Origin of the sequence: Pacificoceanicola niger, assembly GCF_048553275.1 — a bacterium.
Lineage (GTDB): Bacteria > Pseudomonadota > Alphaproteobacteria > Rhodobacterales > Rhodobacteraceae > Pacificoceanicola.
Window position 1 is genome coordinate 442994 of record NZ_JBLZMW010000002.1, and the last position, 16944, is coordinate 459937.

The 16944-nt window shown below is 61.8% G+C and carries 15 protein-coding genes and 1 tRNA gene; 7 read left to right on the top strand and 9 right to left on the bottom strand.

Translation table 11 applies throughout. The annotated features are described in order from the left end of the window. Window positions 1-46 precede the first annotated feature (46 nt). The gene (locus tag ACN2XU_RS04730; protein WP_419409250.1) at window positions 47-922 is read left to right on the top strand and encodes a glycosyltransferase family protein; all 876 of its coding nucleotides are present in this window, start codon (window positions 47-49) and stop codon (window positions 920-922) included. Window positions 923-930: 8 nt separating this feature from the next. Here the strand turns inward: ACN2XU_RS04730 and ACN2XU_RS04735 are convergent, their stop codons facing one another. The 5 genes from ACN2XU_RS04735 to ACN2XU_RS04755 form a co-directional block, all read right to left on the bottom strand. Further along, entirely contained in the window at window positions 931-1371 is a 441-nt protein-coding gene (locus ACN2XU_RS04735) for a hypothetical protein (RefSeq protein ID WP_419409251.1), read from the bottom strand. Window positions 1372-1728: 357 nt separating this feature from the next. Continuing rightward, on the bottom strand, window positions 1729-3243 hold the full coding sequence (trpE, locus tag ACN2XU_RS04740; RefSeq protein WP_419409252.1) for an anthranilate synthase component I: 1515 nt from the start codon (window positions 3241-3243) through the stop codon (window positions 1729-1731). 15 nt (window positions 3244-3258) lie between these two features. Further along, the gene (locus ACN2XU_RS04745) at window positions 3259-5106 is read right to left on the bottom strand and encodes a peptidyl-prolyl cis-trans isomerase (protein WP_419409253.1); all 1848 of its coding nucleotides are present in this window, start codon (window positions 5104-5106) and stop codon (window positions 3259-3261) included. A 35-nt stretch (window positions 5107-5141) separates the two neighbouring features. Further along, window positions 5142-6338, bottom strand: a complete 1197-nt coding sequence (locus ACN2XU_RS04750) for an aminotransferase (protein ID WP_419409254.1) — start codon at window positions 6336-6338, stop codon at window positions 5142-5144. Window positions 6339-6446: 108 nt separating this feature from the next. After that, window positions 6447-6848 carry a winged helix-turn-helix transcriptional regulator gene (locus ACN2XU_RS04755; protein ID WP_419409255.1) on the bottom strand — a complete coding sequence of 134 codons (402 nt, stop codon included), beginning with the start codon at window positions 6846-6848 and terminating at the stop codon, window positions 6447-6449. Between the two features lie 110 nt (window positions 6849-6958). On the opposite strand from ACN2XU_RS04755, the gene ACN2XU_RS04760 reads away from it, so the two are divergent. Further along, the gene (locus tag ACN2XU_RS04760; protein ID WP_419409256.1) at window positions 6959-7825 is read left to right on the top strand and encodes an SDR family oxidoreductase; all 867 of its coding nucleotides are present in this window, start codon (window positions 6959-6961) and stop codon (window positions 7823-7825) included. A gap of 154 nt (window positions 7826-7979) precedes the next feature. Here the strand turns inward: ACN2XU_RS04760 and gpt are convergent, their stop codons facing one another. From gpt to fabI, 3 genes are all read right to left on the bottom strand, one after another. Continuing rightward, window positions 7980-8498, bottom strand: a complete 519-nt coding sequence (gpt, locus tag ACN2XU_RS04765; RefSeq protein WP_419409257.1) for a xanthine phosphoribosyltransferase — start codon at window positions 8496-8498, stop codon at window positions 7980-7982. 71 nt (window positions 8499-8569) lie between these two features. Continuing rightward, window positions 8570-9172, bottom strand: a complete 603-nt coding sequence (locus tag ACN2XU_RS04770; RefSeq protein ID WP_419409258.1) for a LysE family translocator — start codon at window positions 9170-9172, stop codon at window positions 8570-8572. Between the two features lie 104 nt (window positions 9173-9276). Continuing rightward, window positions 9277-10083 carry an enoyl-ACP reductase FabI gene (gene fabI / locus ACN2XU_RS04775; RefSeq protein ID WP_419409259.1) on the bottom strand — a complete coding sequence of 269 codons (807 nt, stop codon included), beginning with the start codon at window positions 10081-10083 and terminating at the stop codon, window positions 9277-9279. A gap of 112 nt (window positions 10084-10195) precedes the next feature. Here fabI and pdxH point away from each other — a divergent pair, with 112 nt between their 5' ends. From pdxH to ACN2XU_RS04800, 5 genes are all read left to right on the top strand, one after another. Beyond that, a complete protein-coding gene (gene pdxH / locus ACN2XU_RS04780; protein ID WP_419409260.1) occupies window positions 10196-10801 on the top strand; it encodes a pyridoxamine 5'-phosphate oxidase in 606 nt (201 codons plus the stop codon). A 145-nt stretch (window positions 10802-10946) separates the two neighbouring features. Next, entirely contained in the window at window positions 10947-11480 is a 534-nt protein-coding gene (locus ACN2XU_RS04785; RefSeq protein ID WP_419409261.1) for a cold-shock protein, read from the top strand. Further along, window positions 11456-11935 carry a DUF192 domain-containing protein gene (locus ACN2XU_RS04790; RefSeq protein WP_419409262.1) on the top strand — a complete coding sequence of 160 codons (480 nt, stop codon included), beginning with the start codon at window positions 11456-11458 and terminating at the stop codon, window positions 11933-11935. Before ACN2XU_RS04785 ends, ACN2XU_RS04790 begins: the two co-directional genes overlap by 25 nt. A gap of 46 nt (window positions 11936-11981) precedes the next feature. Next, a tRNA-Pro gene (locus tag ACN2XU_RS04795) sits at window positions 11982-12058 on the top strand. 617 nt (window positions 12059-12675) lie between these two features. Next, entirely contained in the window at window positions 12676-16329 is a 3654-nt protein-coding gene (locus ACN2XU_RS04800; RefSeq protein WP_419409263.1) for a vitamin B12-dependent ribonucleotide reductase, read from the top strand. A 230-nt stretch (window positions 16330-16559) separates the two neighbouring features. On the opposite strand, the gene ACN2XU_RS04805 is transcribed toward ACN2XU_RS04800, so the two are convergent. Continuing rightward, a partial coding sequence (locus ACN2XU_RS04805; RefSeq protein ID WP_419409264.1) for a hypothetical protein occupies window positions 16560-16944 on the bottom strand: 385 nt, incomplete at its 5' end.

Sequence of the window (16944 nt, forward strand, 5' to 3'; positions counted from 1 at the left end):
CAATCTGCGGCGGTCAGGGTAGGGTGATCAAAAAAGGACGGGGCCGATGCAGAGCACAGCCGCAGCGCTGACCATGGTGCGCGATGATGCGTTTTTCCTCAAGGCGTGGTTGCGCCATTACGGCGGTATTTTAGGACGCGAGAACTGCTATGTCGTGAACCACGGGCGCGGCGACGACGTAGCGCGCCTGGCAGAGGGGTGCAACATTATCGGGATCCCCGGCGATCCGCACAAGAACTTCGATATGAAGCGGTGGCGCATGTTGAACAATCTGGTTCAGGGTCTGCGCTGTTACTACAATCATGTGATCGTCGGAGACGTGGATGAGCTGGTGGTGCTCGATCCGCAGGCGGGCATGAGCCTGCTGGAGTATCTGGAGACGGCGAAGCCTCGCCGGGTGCTGACGCCGGTCGGGCTTGAGGTGGTCCACCGGATCGACGAGGAAGATCAGCCCATAGAGGACTGCATCATCGGACCGCGCCGTCATGTCCGCCTTGCCCCGCACTATTCAAAACCCTGCATTTTGAGCGTCGGGGACAAGATCGCACGTGGCGGGCATTTCACGCAGTCATCCAAGCTGTTTACGCCGGACGAATTGTACCTGTTCCACCTGAAATTCTGCGATTTCGGGGTCTATTCCGCGGCTATGGATCAACGCAATCGAGTGACGGCGGAGCTTGGCGGTGCAGTCAGGGAAATTGCCATCGGGCGGCATTGGTTTGCCGAGGCGCGCGGAGAGGACCGCGCGGTTTTCGAGGCTTTTGCGGATCTCAAGGTGGTGCCTGGCTTTGACCTTGCATCCGTGCGTCAGCATATGCACGCGACGTGGAAGCCACGCGGCGAGACCGGGTTTTGGCAGTTCGACCGTCCGGATTACGCCGTACAGCTGCGCCTGCCGGATCGGTTTGTCGGTGTGATCTGAGGGTCGGCTTATTGGCCGATCGAGTTGACGAAGGCGATCGCGTCGATCATCGGCTTGCTGCTGCCGACGGAGGTCTTGGAGGATGCGATCTGGACCAATTGCCGTGAATTGCCGTCCAGCATGTTCCACCCTGTGTCCCAGACGCTGCTGGGCGTGTAGACCAGCACAAGCGCGCCCAATGCGCCGACAAGCAGCCCGCCGGAGTTGCGCTTCTTGCCACCGGAGCGGGTGAAGTAACGCAGCAGGTGAAGCATCAGCATGACGCCCGATATTGCCAGGAGGCCGGCGAGGCCCATGAAGATGTATCCGTGATAATCCGGGTGCAGATTGCCCTGTTTCAGGGACTCTTCGATCAGCACGCGGTTGTTAGCGATGGCAGCCACGAGATAGGCCCAGCCAAAGCCCAGCAGCGCTGAACCGATGGGCCGCGAGGCGGTGGTATCCCGCATGGCTCCGCGCTCACCCCAACGGTGAAATGACGCGTCGACCGATTTGACGCGGCGTCGGAAATCCTGATGGGTTTGTTTGCGAACAGAACGTATCATGGGATCCGGGGTAGATCGCGATTGCGGCAGTGTTACGGAAAATTATGGCGCCCACTGCCTTAATCCTGCAAAACGATCAAATATGTTAATTTTTAATTAACACCCGTTTCGCGCCCGGCCCGTTTGTCGGCAGACTCGGCCAATTCGGACCCTGTGATGCCAATTTGTGGCCATTTTCGAGCGAAAGGCCGAATGTTTCGCCGATCTTCCCTTTACGCGGCGTCAGTTGAGCCAACAAAAGTTAATGGCCCTAGGCAGTTTTCAGGTATTTCCAGTGCCGGTGAACCGTGCGGCATCCGCCGCCGCCCTGCGAATTGCGTTGGATTTGTGGACCGTCTCTTGGTACTCGGCCTCCGGATCGCTGTCGTAAACCACGCCTCCGCCGGCCTGGATATAGAGCTTTCGATCCTTCACCAGGGCGGTGCGCAGGGCAATACACATGTCCATATCGCCGCCCGCACTGAAGTAGCCGACACCGCCGCCGTAGATGCCGCGTTTCTCCGGCTCCAATTCGTCGATGATTTCCATGGCACGCACCTTGGGCGCGCCAGATACTGTGCCTGCGGGCAGGCCGGACAACAGGGCGGAGAGGGCGTCGTGGTCCTCGGACAGCTCTCCGACGACGTTGGAGACGATGTGCATCACGTGACTGTAGCGCTCGATGATGAATTCTTCGGTGGGGCGCACGGTGCCGATCTTCGAAACCTTGCCGGTGTCGTTGCGCCCAAGGTCGAGCAACATCAGATGTTCAGCCAGCTCCTTTTTGTCGGCGAGCAGCTCGGCCTCCAGAGCCCTGTCCTGTTCGGGCGTTGCGCCGCGCGGGCGGGTGCCTGCGATGGGCCGGATGGTAACCTCGCGGCCAAAGACCCGCACGAGGATCTCCGGCGATGCACCGATCACCTGAAACCCGCCAAAATTGAAGTAGAACATGAACGGCGAAGGATTCGTGCGCCGCAGCGAGCGATAGAGCGCAAAGGGCGGCAGCGGGAAGTCCTGGGTCCAGCGCTGCGCGGGCACCACCTGAAAGATGTCCCCCGCACGGATGTAATCCTTGGCCTTCTCCACGGCGGCCTTGTAGCCTTCGTGCGTAAAGTTGGAGACCGGCTCGCCCAGATCGGCGGCGTCGCCCAGCCCGCGTGTGGCCTCGGGCAACGCCCGCTCCAGATCGCGGACCGCATCCATCACACGCTCGGCTGCCTGTGCATAGGCCGCGCGGGCGGAGAGACCGCCATCAACCCATGCGGGGCTGACGACCGTAACTTCGCCTTTGACCCCGTCCAGCACCGCAACCACGGAGGGACGCTGCAGCATCGCATCGGGCAGGCCAAGCGGATCGGGATTGACGTTGGGCAGATGTTCAACCAACCGGATCATATCATAGCCGAGATAGCCAAAGAGACCCGCGGCCGATTGCGGCAGGTCATCCGGCATGTCGATGCGCGACTCGGCGATCAGGGCGCGCAGCGCGGTCAGCGGATCCTCTGATTGCGGCTCGAACGCGGCGGGATCAAAGCGGGCCTGCCGATTGATCCGCGCCTGGCTGCCGTGACATTGCCAGACCACGTCCGGTTTCATCCCAATGATCGAATACCGCCCGCGGACCTCGCCGCCGGTCACCGATTCCAGCATGAAGGCGTCCTTGGATGCGCCTGTCAGCTTGAGCATCAGCGACACGGGCGTGTCGAGATCGGCCGCAAGACGGGTGTAGACCAGTTGGTTCTGCCCGGTCTCAAAGCCCTTGGCAAATTGTTCGAAACTCGGGGTCAGGGCGGACATGGGGGCTACGGGACCTTACTGAAAGTTCGCGTGAACGGCGTTGATCGCCTGTTGGTCGACGGTGACACCGGCGCGTGTCTGAATGTCGGCAGAGAGGGCCTGAAACAGGTCCTGCGCCACGTCACCTGCGGCCTGATCGCCGAAGATCTGCACCAGCTGCTGGACTTCGTCGCTCTGCAGGTCCGCCGGAATGATCCGGTCGAGCCGCAGCAGGACGGCGCTGCCATTGCCGGGCAGGGCGACGGCCTCGCCTGCACTCAGCTTGAAGGCTTCGGCAACCAGCCCCTCGGGCAGATCGGTGATCTGGGCGTTGCGTGTTAGCCCGTCTTCACTCTGGCCGGTCAGGCCAAGCTCTTCGAAGGTCTTGCCCTCGGCCAGTTCGGCAGCCAGGGCGCTGCCGTCTGCCACCAGCGCCTCGGTTTGGGCGTCGCGTTCCCATCCGGCGCGGACGGCTTCGGCCACGGCTTCGTAGGGCTGTGGCGCCGGCGCGCGGATCTCTTCGAGACGCAGGGCAAAGATGCCGCCATCGCCAAGCTGTTCGATCTGCGGATAGTCCCCCTGCGACACGGCAGCGGCGGCCTCGCGGAACGCTTCGTAACCGGCGATGTCCTCGTCGGTGCTGGCGGTCCAGTCGATCTGGCCGAGTTCGAGGTCGGTGCTGTCAGCCAGTTCTTCGAGCGTCGCGCCGGCGGCCATTTCATCGTCGAGGCCTTGCGCCATGCCGTCGATCACGCGGCGCGCCCGATCAAGCGCGAGCGTGTCGCGCATCTGCGGCACAGCCTCTTCGAAGGAGGTCGCGACGGCGGGCAAAACGGCATTCAGCCGGAAAATGGCGGGTCCGAGCGGCGTCGGCGCGGGGCCGACGACGTCGCCAACCTCGGCGGAAAACACGACGTCGGCGGCGTCTTCGAGATCGTCGCGGCTCACATCGCCCATGTCGGTGTCGGCCAGGTCAAGACCGCGCTCCTCGACCAGCGCCTCGAAGGAGACGTCGCCCGCTTGTAGCCTGTCCATCGCGTCGGTGGCGGCGGCGTCATCGGCAAAGACAAGGCGCTCGACAAGGCGGCGTTCGGGCATGTTGAACTGGGATTCGCGTTCGGCATAGGCGGCGCGCAAGGCGGCCTCGTCGACTTCGACGGTGTCGACAATCATTTCAGGTGTGACCCAGGCGTAGGTGATGACCTTGGTCTCGGGGATGGTGAACTGCGCAATATTCTCATCATACCACGCTTTCAACGCGTCTTCGGAGGGCTCGGGCAGACCAAGATTCGATGTGCTTTCGGTCAGCACGGCCCAGGTGAAGGCGCGGCGCTCGGCGGCGAATCCCGCGAGGGTGTCGATATAGCTGTCGGGCAGCTTGGTCCCGGCCAGCACGGCGCCCTGAAGCACGGTGGCGGCGCTCTGGCCGCGCAGCTGCTCTTCGAAGTCGCGCTCTGTCAGGCCGGCATTGTCGAGGGCGGTCGAGTAGGCAACGCGGTTGAAATCGCCGTTCGGTCCCTGGAAGGCGCGGATGTTGCGCAGCTCCTTGGCGAGTTGTTCATCGCCGACCGAGATGCCCAAAGTATCGGCCTCGTTTTCAAGCGCGGCGGTGACGACCATCTGGCTCAGGACGCGCTGTGGCAGACCCATGGCCTGCGCCTGCGGAAAGGTCACCGGCTGTCCGGCCTGTGCTTCGACGGCGCGGATCTCGTTTTGCAAGGCGCGGGCATAGTCCGTCACCGGCATGTCGGCATCGCCAACCGAGCCGATCTTGCGAACCTGACCGGAGAAATTCGTGACCCCGAAGCCGCCAAGGCCCAGGACGAGCACGCCAATCAGGATCAGCCCGAGCGTCTTGGTGGTGCTGCCGCGTTTCGATGCCATGAGGTCCTCCCCGGAGTTATACAGGCCGGGCTTGTCTACTTGTCCCCCATGCGGGCTGCAAGAGGCCAGTCGAGCGCAGCGAGTCGTTCCGTCATTGCCGCGATCCCGCCAGCGTCGGCATTTGCAAAGGCCACGCGAAAATGCCGCTCGCCGGTGGCGTCGCCCTCCGGGTAGAACATCGAGCCGGGCAGCAGCAAAACGCCGGCCTCGCGCACGATCCTTGGCGCGAGGATCGAGGCCGGCTCGGCGAAGGGGTGTTCGATATAGGCGAAGTAGGCGCCAAGGCCGAGAAGACGCCAGCCCCCGGTCGCCATCTTGGGGAAATGCGCGCTCACCGCCGCGCGGCGGGAGAGGATTTCGGCCCGCTGTTCGGCGACCCATTCCCCGAGTTGGCGCAGCCCCCATTCGGCGGCGATCTGGCCCATTTGCGGGGCGCAGATGGCGACGGTGTCCTGAAATTTCTCGATCTCATCGAGCAGCGCCGGCTCCCCAATGATCGCGCCGACGCGGTGGCCGGTGAGGCGGTAGGCCTTGGAGAAACTGTAGAGCTGGATCAGGGTGCGGTCCCAATCCGGCAATTCCAGCAAACCGTGCGGCGCGCCCGGCTGGCTGTGGAAATCGCGGTAGGTCTCGTCGAGGATCAGCCGCAAACCGTGCCGCTGCGCAAGATCGTAGAACGCGCGCAGCGTTTCTGGCGGATATTCGACGCCGCCCGGATTGTTGGGCGAAACCAAAGCGATGGCGCGCGTGCGCGGGGTGATCAGCGCCTCTGCGGTGGCGGCGTCCGGGATCAGGTCCGGCCCGGTGGCCAAGGAAACGGCGGTGACGCCCGACATGTCCAGCCACATCTTGTGATTGAAATACCATGGCAGCGGCAGCATCACCTCGTCGCCCTCGGTGGTCAGCGCGGTGAGCGCAGCGGCAAAGGCCTGATTGCAGCCCGCCGTGATGGCAATCTGTTCGGCTCGGACCGGCGCGCCGTAGTGCTCGGTCCAGTTTTCCGCCAGCGCCTGCCGCAGTGACGGATTGCCCAGCACCGGGCCATAAAGATGGGTCTCCGGACGCTCCATCGCCACGGCCATGGCAGCGCGGAGCGCGGGCGGGGGCGGATCGACCGGGGCGGCCTGGCTGAGATTGATCAGCGGGCGATCATCCGGGAAGGTGACGCCGTCAAGCCAGCGCCGCGCCTGCGGGATCGGCGGAGCGAATGTGCTTTGGGTACGGGTGGTCATGGCGCTGTCCTGCGTTGGGTTGCGCCAACCTAGAGGACCGCGCGCGGCTCTGGAAGGGGGCGCGCGTGTTGTGCTGTGACGGTGCGGCGCTCTCGCGTTCCGCTGACACTATTGGAGTGCGTCATAGGCCTCTCTGGCAGAGCGGATGCGGGCGTGGTTGTCACTGGCCCAGGCGCTGAGCGTTGCGATGGGCACGAGCGAGGAGCGGCCAAGCGGTGTCAGCGCATATTCCACCGAGGGCGGCTTGGTCGGATAGACCGTGCGGGAAATCATCCCGTCCCGTTCCAGATCCCGCAGGGTTTGGGTCAACATGCGTTTCGAGATGTCGCCGACCTGCCGCTGCAATTCCGAGAACCGGCGCGGCGTGGTTTCGAGCGAAATCAAAATGAGCAAAGTCCATTTCTGCCCTACCCGGTCCAGAACATCGCGGATGGGGCAGTCGCCCTGTGACAACGGCGCGCCTTTGGGCCATTGCGCGAAGAGCGGGTTACCTGTGTGTTCCCTTGTCATGAATTTGTGCCTCCTTCACGGATCAGCCTCGGCGGTCTACATCTGAGACTATATCCCGATTCGGGACTGAAATCACGCCGAAACGGCGTGTGGCTAACAGGAGACTTGAGATGGCTTTGAAGTATATGGTGACCGGCGCGTCCGGACAGCTTGGTGGTTTGGTGATCGAGGCGCTTTTGGCAAACGTGCCAGCCTCGGAGATCGGCGCGCTGGTGCGGCGCCCCGAAGCGGCCGCCGCGCTCGAAGCGAAAGGTGTCACGGTGCGTGTCGCTGATTACACGGACCCCGCCGCGCTGAGCGCGGCATTCAGCGGTGTTGACCGGCTGCTGCTGATATCCTCCAGCGAGGTCGGCCAGCGAACCTCTCAGCATGAAGCGGTGATCAACGCGGCGCAGGCGGCGGGCGTGGGCTTTCTGGCCTATACGTCCTTGCTGGCTGCCAAGACATCGCCGCTGACGGTGCTCGCCGGAGAGCATGTTGCGACGGAAGAGGCGCTGGCCGCATCGGGCCTGTCTTATGCGGTGCTGCGCAACGGGTGGTATACGGAAAACTACGTCATGGGCGTGCCTGCGGCGCTGGAGCATGGCGCGCTGATCGGCGCTGCGGGCGAGGGCCGGATTTCCAGCGCCGCGCGTCGGGATTATGCCGAAGCCGCCGCTGCGGTGCTGACCGGCGATTTGCCGGACAGTGGCACGGTTTATGAGTTGGCGGGGGATGCGAGTTATACCCTGGCCGACTTTGCCGCAGAGCTGTCGAAGAGCAGTGGCAAGGATATTCCCTATGTCAACATGAGCGGCGAAGACTATGCCGGAGCGCTGAAGAGCGCGGGCTTGCCGGAGCCAGTGGCGCTGATGCTGGCCAACAGCGATGAAGGCGCCGCCCAAGGGGGGCTCTACAGCCCCTCCACGGACTTGAGCGATCTGATTGGGCGTGGCACAACGCCGTGGCAGGACACGCTCAAGGCTGCATTGAGCTGATGCGCTGGGTTTGATCTGATTGAGGCCCTTTGGGCCGCAGTCTCACCGGGGGCATGGCCCCCGGACCCCCGCATTGGGGCGCTGCCCCAAACCCCGAGGTATTTGAGGACCAAAGACGGGGGCAGAGCTGGCTTGCTCTGCCTCGCATCGATGGTCAATCGTCGCCGCGATAGGGTTTGACGTATTGCAGGGCCATGTCCCAAGGGAAGAAGATCCAGGTGTCCTGGCTGACTTCCGTGACGAAGGTATCCACTTGTGGACGGCCCATCGGCTTGGCGTAGACCGTGGCGATCTGGGCCTTGGGGTAGAGGCGGCGCACCAGTTCCAGGGTCTTGCCGGTATCTACCAGGTCATCGACGATCAGAATACCGCTGCCGTCCCCCATCAGTGCCTGATCCGGGGACTTGAGCACCTCCGCGTCGCGGCGCTCGTCGGCCTTTCCGCCGCCGGAATGATAGGATTTGACGCTGATCGTGTCCACGGTCCGGATGTCCAGCTCGCGCGCGACAATCATCGCCGGGGCCATCCCGCCGCGGGTGATGGCGACAACGGCCCGCCATGCGCCTGCGTCCGGGCCCTGACCCTGCAAACGCCAAGCGAGCGCGCGCGCGTCGCGGTGCAGCTGATCCCAGCTGACATGAAAGCCTTTTTCGTGGGGCAGGCGGTTGTCCATGGCGTCACCCTTCGTCGCATGTGTCCAAGTTGCGCCGGGTGATAGGCCAGCGAGGCTTGTCATGGCAAGCCTTAACGCGTGAAGAGCAGCCGCAGGCCAAGCCCGCCGAGGATCAGCGCCGCGATTCGGTCCACAGTGGGCTTCATTCCGAGGTAGGCCGAGCGGGCGCGCGGGGTGCTCAGAAGCGCGGCGAAGCCTGCGTAGACGGCGACTTCCACCGCAAGGTGGTTGAACACGATCAAGGATTTTGCCGCAAGCGTCAGGTCCGGTGGAAAGATCACCACGAGGACAGAAGCGGCAAAGAGCACGGACTTGGGATTGCCGAGATTGATCAAAAGGCCGGCGAGAAAAGCGCGCGCACCGGGCCGTGCGGGTTCCGTCACCGGGGTTTTTGCGCCGCGCCAGAGGGTTCCGGCGATCCAGAGAAGATAAAGCGCGCCTGCGATTTTCATTGTGAGAAACGCGGCGGGGAAGAGGGCAAAGAGCGCTTCGAGCCCGAGCAGCGCCGCTCCCGTCCAGAGCGCCGCCATCAGACCAAGACCCGCGCCGGTCGCGACCCCGGCCCGAAATCCTCCGGCGATGGACTGGCGCAGCGCAAAGAGCAGCGCCGGGCCGGGCGTGGCCATTGCGGCGAGCAGGGTAAGGTTGAAGGCGAGGATGTGGGGCCAGTCCATGGTTTCTCCGATCGTTATGACAATCAGGCCACGGCGACGCCGGTTGGGTCAAACGAAAACGCCCCGACGCGAGGGCCGGGGCGCGTTTCGGGATTGCAGGCGTCTCAGGCCTTGGTGATGTCCGGCGCATCGACCGCCTTCATGCCGACAACGTGGTAGCCTGCATCGACGTGATGGGTCTCTCCGGTAACGCCGCTGCCCAGATCCGATAGCAGGTACAGAGCGGATTTCCCCACGTCTTCTGTGGTCACGTTGCGGCGCAGGGGCGAGTTGTATTCGTTCCACTTCATGATGTAGCGAAAATCGCCGATGCCGCTGGCGGCCAGGGTCTTGATCGGTCCGGCGGAGATGGCATTGACGCGAATGCCGTCCTTGCCAAGGTCTTCGGCGAGGTAGCGCACGGAGGCTTCCAGCGCCGCTTTTGCCACGCCCATCACATTGTAATGCGGCATGATGCGCTCGGCGCCATAATAGGTGAGGGTGACGGCGCTGCCGCCGTTCTTCATCATCTTTTCGGCCCGCTGCATTACTGCGGTGAAGCTGTAGACCGAGATGTCCATGGTCATGGTGAAATTGTCTTTGGAGGTGTCGACGTAGCGGCCGCGCAGTTCCGATTTGTCGGAAAAGCCGATGGCGTGGACGATGAAGTCGAGTGTGTCCCATTGCTCGGCCAGGCCGGCAAAGAGCGCGTCGATCGACGCGCCGTCGCCCACGTCGCAGGGCAGGACGATGTCGCTGCCCAGTTGTGCAGCCAGCGGACCCACGCGTTTCTTCAGCGCCTCACCCTGGTAGGAGAACGCCAAGTCGGCACCGGCATCGGCACAGGCCTTGGCAATGCCCCACGCAATGGACTTGTCATTTGCAAGTCCCATGATCAGACCGCGCTTGCCGGTCATCAACCCGTTTGACATGAGCATGTCTCCACCCAGATATTTCGCTGGAAGTCGTTTAGGCGATCCCCCGGGGGCCATCAAGCCTGCATTGGACCTAAGGGGTGTGCGGGCAATCAAAGGAAAGAAGACAATGACCGACAGAAGCGGAATTTTTGCCGGGGACAATCCGTTCGAGATTGCCCGGGCGTGGCTGAGCGAGGCCGAGGCGGCGGAAATCAATGACCCGAACGCCATCGCCCTGTCGACGGTGGATGCGGATGGCATGCCCAATGCGCGTATGGTGCTGCTCAAGGAGATCGAGGACGCGGCGTTCGTGTTTTACACCAACTACGGGAGTGTAAAGGCACAGGAAATCGAAGCGGCGGGGAAAGCAGCCTTTGTCATGCACTGGAAGTCGCTGCGCAGGCAGATCCGGGTTCGCGGCAGGGTTGAACGCGTCGCCGGGGAGCAGGCAGATGAGTATTACGCATCGCGCTCATTGAAGAGCCGCCTTGGTGCCTGGGCTTCGCGGCAATCGGAGCCGTTGGCGTCGCGCGCCACGCTGATGGCGGAAGTGGCCAAGGTCACTGCCAGGCATGGCACAGCCCCGGCCAGGCCGCCTTTCTGGGGGGGATTCCGCATAGTTCCAAGCGAGATTGAATTTTGGGCGGATGGTCAGTTCCGCCTTCATGATCGCTTTCGCTGGACCGCTCCAGACGACAGCCAAAACTGGCATGTGGTGCGTCTGAACCCCTGAAAATCGGGGGGAAGCGCCGGCGAAATTCCTCCTATGGGAGAGTAGGTGACACAAAATTGCTCTTTTGGACAGGTTGCACTCCCTGTCCAGAATGACGCAGACATGAGGCGGGATACGTCACTCAAGAATAAAACTGGAAATACAGTTGGGACATCAGGACAACGCAGAAGAGCGGGTCAGCGGCAAGGTCAAATGGTTTGACCCTGCAAAAGGATTTGGATTCGTCATAGCGGAATCCGAATCCGGCGGCGGCGACATTCTGTTGCATGCGAACGTGCTTCGGAATTTCGGGCAGAGTTCCGTCGCCGATGGCGCGCGCATAGAAATCGGTGTGCAACGCACTGAACGAGGGGTGCAGGCGACGGAAGTCTTTCTGATCGAACCCCCCGACAGTGGCGAAGCAGCACCTTTGGCAGACTTCGAGGACATCGACGCAGAGGTCATGGCCAATGCGCCACTGGAACCGGCGCGCGTGAAATGGTTCGACAAGGCCAAGGGGTTCGGTTTCGCTAACGTGTTTGGCAAAGTCGAAGACATCTTTATACATATCGAAGTGCTGCGCCGTTCCGGTCTTGCCGATCTGCAGCCGGGGGAAGCCCTGGCAATCCGGGTCGTCGAAGGACGCCGTGGCCGTATGGCGATGGAGGTGTTCGCATGGGAAGCCGCGCTTTCAAGATAGGCGCAAAGTTCGTTTTTCTGGCGTTGCAGGGGATGGCTGCGCAGGCAGGCGGGCTTTGCAGCGCGGATGCGGTCTGGCTGCGCGGAGAGTTCGGCACCGTTCGGTTCTCCGTCGATGTGGCCGATGACGACGCGGAGCGCGCCCGCGGATTGATGTATGTCGATTCCATGCCCAGCAGCCGCGGCATGTTGTTTGCCTATGATGATGCAAAGCCAGTCGCCTTCTGGATGAAGAACACTCTGATCCCGCTGGACATGATTTTTGCCGATGCGGCGGGCGTGGTGACAAAGGTGCATACACGCGCCATCCCCGGCGATCTCACGCCGATCCCGTCGGAGGATCCGGCGCAATTCGTTCTCGAAATCAATGGCGGTCTTGCGGCGCAGATGGGGATCAAACCTGGTGCCGAGATGCGCCATCCAATAATTGCGGACGGCGCGTGGCCCTGCGAGTGACTTTCGGCTTTTCTTGGTCGCGAGATGTCGCTAAAGGGGGCGCAGTCGGGGTGTAGCGCAGCCTGGTAGCGCGTCTGTTTTGGGTACAGAAGGCCGTGAGTTCGAATCTCGCCTCCCCGACCATTTTCTCTCCATTGTTGGAAACCCTGGAACAGGCCACCATATATGGTGGCCTTTCGCGGTTTTGCGTAGGGCAGTGATCGTCGGTTTTCTGTTGCGGATCCCGGTGTGATCGGTGGCGGGCGACTCGGGGGAATCGCCGGAATGGACCGTGTTCAATCGTTGCCCGTGCCCTTGGTGCCACAACATCTAGTCTGCAGTGTGAGCTGTCACACCAGTGTTGCGATTTCATGCGATAAGTTAATGCCTGTGGATAACTGTACGTAAGATCGGAGAAAATCCATGTGTGTCCGTGGTGGGCTCAGGGCCCGCCGCTGTGCATGAATCGGGGGATTTCTCTGGTCGGGTTTCGGCGCTGCGGCGTCAACCGAATTTATATCTTCAAACTTACAAAAATGCGTTGACCCTCTCCGCGAAGTTGCGCCATTTTGTGTGGGTATCGCGGAGATTCCACTAGATGTAGTGGCGACACCGAGGATCAGCGACAAAGCACAAGACGGAGGCAGCAGGCTTTCGGGAGCGCCATGCAATTCGGGCGCTCACAGGCGTCTTTGTCTTTGAGCCAGGGCTCTTCGCTTTGCGCATACAGGGACACTCAAAAGCACGATGGGGCAGCTCGGATGAAAATCGAAAGAAAATTCACGAAGGCAGGACAGGACGCCTATGCAGGCGTGGAATTCACCACCACCACCTCGGAAATCCGCAATCCGGATGGCACCGTCGTGTTTAAGCAGGACAACCTCGAAGTTCCCGCGAAGTGGAGCCAGGTTGCCAGCGACGTCATCGCCCAGAAGTACTTTCGCAAAGCCGGTGTTCCTGCGGCTCTGAAGAAGGTCAAGGAAAAGGGCGTGCCGGAATTCCTGTGGCGTTCGGCCCCCGCATCGGCCAAGACCGAGCGCATCGGCGAAACCTCTGCCAAGCAGGTCTTTGACCGTCTTGCCGGGGCCTGGACGTACTGGGGCTGGAAGGGCGGATATTTCTCCACCGAAGCCGACGCGCAGGCGTATTTTGACGAAATGCGCTTCATGCTGGCCACGCAGATGGCCGCGCCGAACAGCCCGCAGTGGTTCAACACGGGGCTGCATTGGGCCTACGGCATCGACGGTCCGGGGCAGGGACACTATTATGTCGACTTCGAGTCCGGTGAGCTGACCCGCTCGACCTCGGCCTATGAGCATCCGCAGCCGCATGCCTGCTTTATCCAGTCGGTGAAAGACGATCTCGTCTCCGACGGTGGCATCATGGATCTTTGGGTGCGCGAGGCGCGCCTGTTCAAGTATGGCTCCGGTACGGGCACCAACTTCTCATCCCTTCGCGCCGCAAACGAGCCGCTGTCCGGCGGGGGCAAATCCTCCGGTCTCATGGGCTTCCTCAAGATCGGTGACCGCGCGGCCGGGGCGATCAAGTCGGGCGGCACCACCCGCCGCGCCGCCAAGATGGTGATCTGCGACGTCGATCACCCGGACATCGAGGAGTTCATCAACTGGAAGGTCATCGAAGAGCAGAAGGTCGCGTCGATCGTCGCCGGCTCCAAGATGCACGAGAAGATGCTCAACGGCATTTTCGCCGCGATCAAGGTTTGGGACGGTGCCGAAGCAGACGCCTATGATCCCAAGAAGAATGAGGCGCTCAAGGGCGCGATCCGCGCCGCGAAGGGCGTGATGATCCCCGAGACCTACATCAAGCGCGTCTTGGACTACGCCAAACAGGGCTATGCCAGCATCGAATTCCCGACCTATGACACCGATTGGGACTCCGAGGCCTACGCATCGGTTTCCGGCCAGAACTCCAACAACTCCATCCGCGTGACCGATGCTTTCCTTCAGGCCGTAAAAGAAGACAAGCCGTGGGAGCTTCTGCGCCGTACCGATGGTGCTGTTGCCAAGACGATCAGCGCAAAAGAGCTGTGGGATCAGGTCGGTCACGCCGCATGGGCCTGCGCCGACCCCGGCATCCAGTTCCATGACACTGTGAACGCCTGGCATACCTGCCCGGAAGATGGCGAGATCCGCGGCTCCAACCCGTGCTCCGAGTACATGTTCCTTGACGACACGGCCTGTAACCTCGCGTCCATGAATCTGCTGACGTTCTACAAGAACGGCCAGTTCGATGCCGAAGGCTATATGCACGCCACGCGTCTGTGGACCGTTACCCTGGAAATTTCCGTGCTCATGGCGCAGTTCCCGTCAAAGGAAATCGCGCAGCGCTCGTTCGATTACCGCACGCTTGGTCTTGGCTATGCCAACATCGGCGGCCTGCTGATGAACATGGGCTATGGCTATGACAGTGATGAAGGCCGTGCGCTGTGTGGGGCGCTGACTGCGCTGATGACCGGCGTTGCCTATGCCACCTCGGCGGAGATGGCTGCCGAGCTTGGTGCCTTTGCCAAATACGACAAGAACAGCAAACACATGCTCCGCGTCATCCGCAACCACCGCAATGCGGCCTATGGCGCCACCACCGGCTATGAAGACCTCGCGGTCAAGCCGGTGCCGCTGGACCATGCCCATTGTCCCGATGCCACGCTCGTCGAACTGGCGATGGGCGCCTGGGACGAAGCGCTGCGCCTTGGCCAGCAGCATGGCTATCGCAATGCGCAGACCTCGGTGATTGCCCCCACGGGGACCATCGGTCTGGTCATGGATTGCGACACCACCGGCATCGAGCCCGACTTTGCTCTGGTGAAGTTCAAGAAGCTCGCGGGCGGCGGGTATTTCAAGATCATCAACCGCTCGGTGCCGGCCGCGCTGACGAAGCTGGGCTATGGCTCGGCGCAGGTTGAAGAGATCATCTCCTATGCGGTCGGTCACGGCACGCTGGGCAATGCGCCCGGCATCAACCACACGTCGTTGATCGGTCATGGATTTGGCCCGGCCCAGATCGAAAAGATCGAAGCCGCGCTGGCCACCGCCTTCGACATCCGCTTTGTCTTTAACCAGTGGACGCTGGGCGAGGCGTTCTGCCGCGAGACGCTCGGGATCCCGGCGGCCAAGCTGAACGATCCGACCTTCGATCTGCTCAAGCATCTGGGCTTCTCGAAGGTCGATGTGGACGCGGCGAACGATCATGTCTGCGGAACCATGACGCTGGAAGGGGCGCCGCATCTCAAGGATGAGCATCTGAACATCTTTGATTGCGCCAACCCCTGCGGCAAGAAGGGCAAACGCTACCTGTCGGTGAACAGCCACATCACCATGATGGCAGCAGCGCAGTCCTTTATCTCCGGTGCGATCTCCAAGACCATCAACATGGCCAACGACGCCACGATCGAGGATTGCCAGAAGGCCTATGAGCTCAGCTGGTCCCTCGGGGTGAAGGCCAACGCGCTCTACCGGGACGGTTCCAAACTGTCGCAACCGCTGGCCGCCGCGCTGGTGGAGGACGACGACGAGGCAATGGAGGTGCTGGAAAGCGGATCCATGCAGGAGAAGGCCGCAGTTCTGGCCGAAAAGATCGTCGAGAAGGTGGTGATCAAGGAGATCATCAAGTCACAGCGCACCAAGATGCCGCAGCGCCGCAAGGGGTACACCCAGAAGGCCATCGTCGGCGGGCACAAGGTCTACCTGCGTACCGGTGAGTATCAGGACGGCTCTCTTGGTGAGATCTTCATCGACATGCATAAGGAGGGTGCTGGCTTCCGCGCGATGATGAACAACTTCGCCATCGCCGTCAGCGTGGGCCTGCAATACGGTGTGCCGCTGGAAGAGTTCGTCGACGCCTTCACCTTCACCAAGTTCGAACCGGCAGGCATGGTGCAGGGCAACGACAGCATCAAGAACGCAACCTCGATCCTCGACTATATCTTCCGCGAACTGGCGGTGAGCTATCTGGATCGCACGGACCTTGCCCATGTGAAACCGGAAGGCGCGAGCTTTGACGATCTCGGCCGCGGCGAGGAAGAGGGTGTGTCGAACGTGAAGGAGCTGTCGGAAAGCGCCGCGTCGCGCTCGCTCGAAGTGCTCAAGCAGATCAGCTCGACCGGCTATCTGCGCAAACGCCTGCCCCAGGAACTTGTGGTGCTGCAGGGCGGTATGACCGGCACCGATACCGTCGCCGCGCTCAATGCACTGATGCCAGCGGGGGGCGGTGAGACGGCGACGGCAACATCCACCGTCGCAGTCGCTTCGGCGAGCATGAGCATGGACGAACGCACCAAGGCAAAGATGCAAGGTTACGAAGGCGATCCTTGCGGGGAGTGTGGCAACTACACGCTGGTGCGGAACGGCACCTGCATGAAGTGCAACACTTGCGGCGGCACTTCGGGCTGTAGTTGAGAAACAGGGCAGGGGGCCATCGGCGCCCCCTGCTTGCCTTCCGGAGGACCTGTGGGTTCTCCAGGCGCGGATGAGGCCGCAGGCGAAACGTCGATGCGAGCGGTGACAGAATACAGAGCCTTATCAGCGAACCTTGAGGAGCCCCTGCGGGGCTCCTTTTTTGATTCTGTGGGGAGGGAATGGCGCTCTTTGCCGTCGTGATTCATCCCTGGATGCCCGCTCAGGTGGCGCTAACAGCGCAATGAACATCCACAGGGAACGGGCGACTCGCGGAACTTCGCGGCAGCCTCTCCTGATTCCTCAAAATTCCTGGCGGGGAGGGGCATATCCGGCCAAAAAATTCCGGGAAACACCGGATGTGGATAACTTTTGGGCAGTTGCTCCGATCCTGCATCGGACACGGCGAGTTTCTTCAGATACTCATTTAAAAACGATACCTTAAGCTGGAAATTCTGAGTTCGGATCACGCCCGAAAAGGGGCAGATTTCACCCGCGCCCTCCCGAGCAGAACAAGAAAATCGCCGATCAGAGCAAAAAACTGAAAAAACTGCTTGCGGAGCAGTTGGTCTAACCTTAGAACCCCCTTCACCGGCGGCGCTGAGGCGCACAACGGGA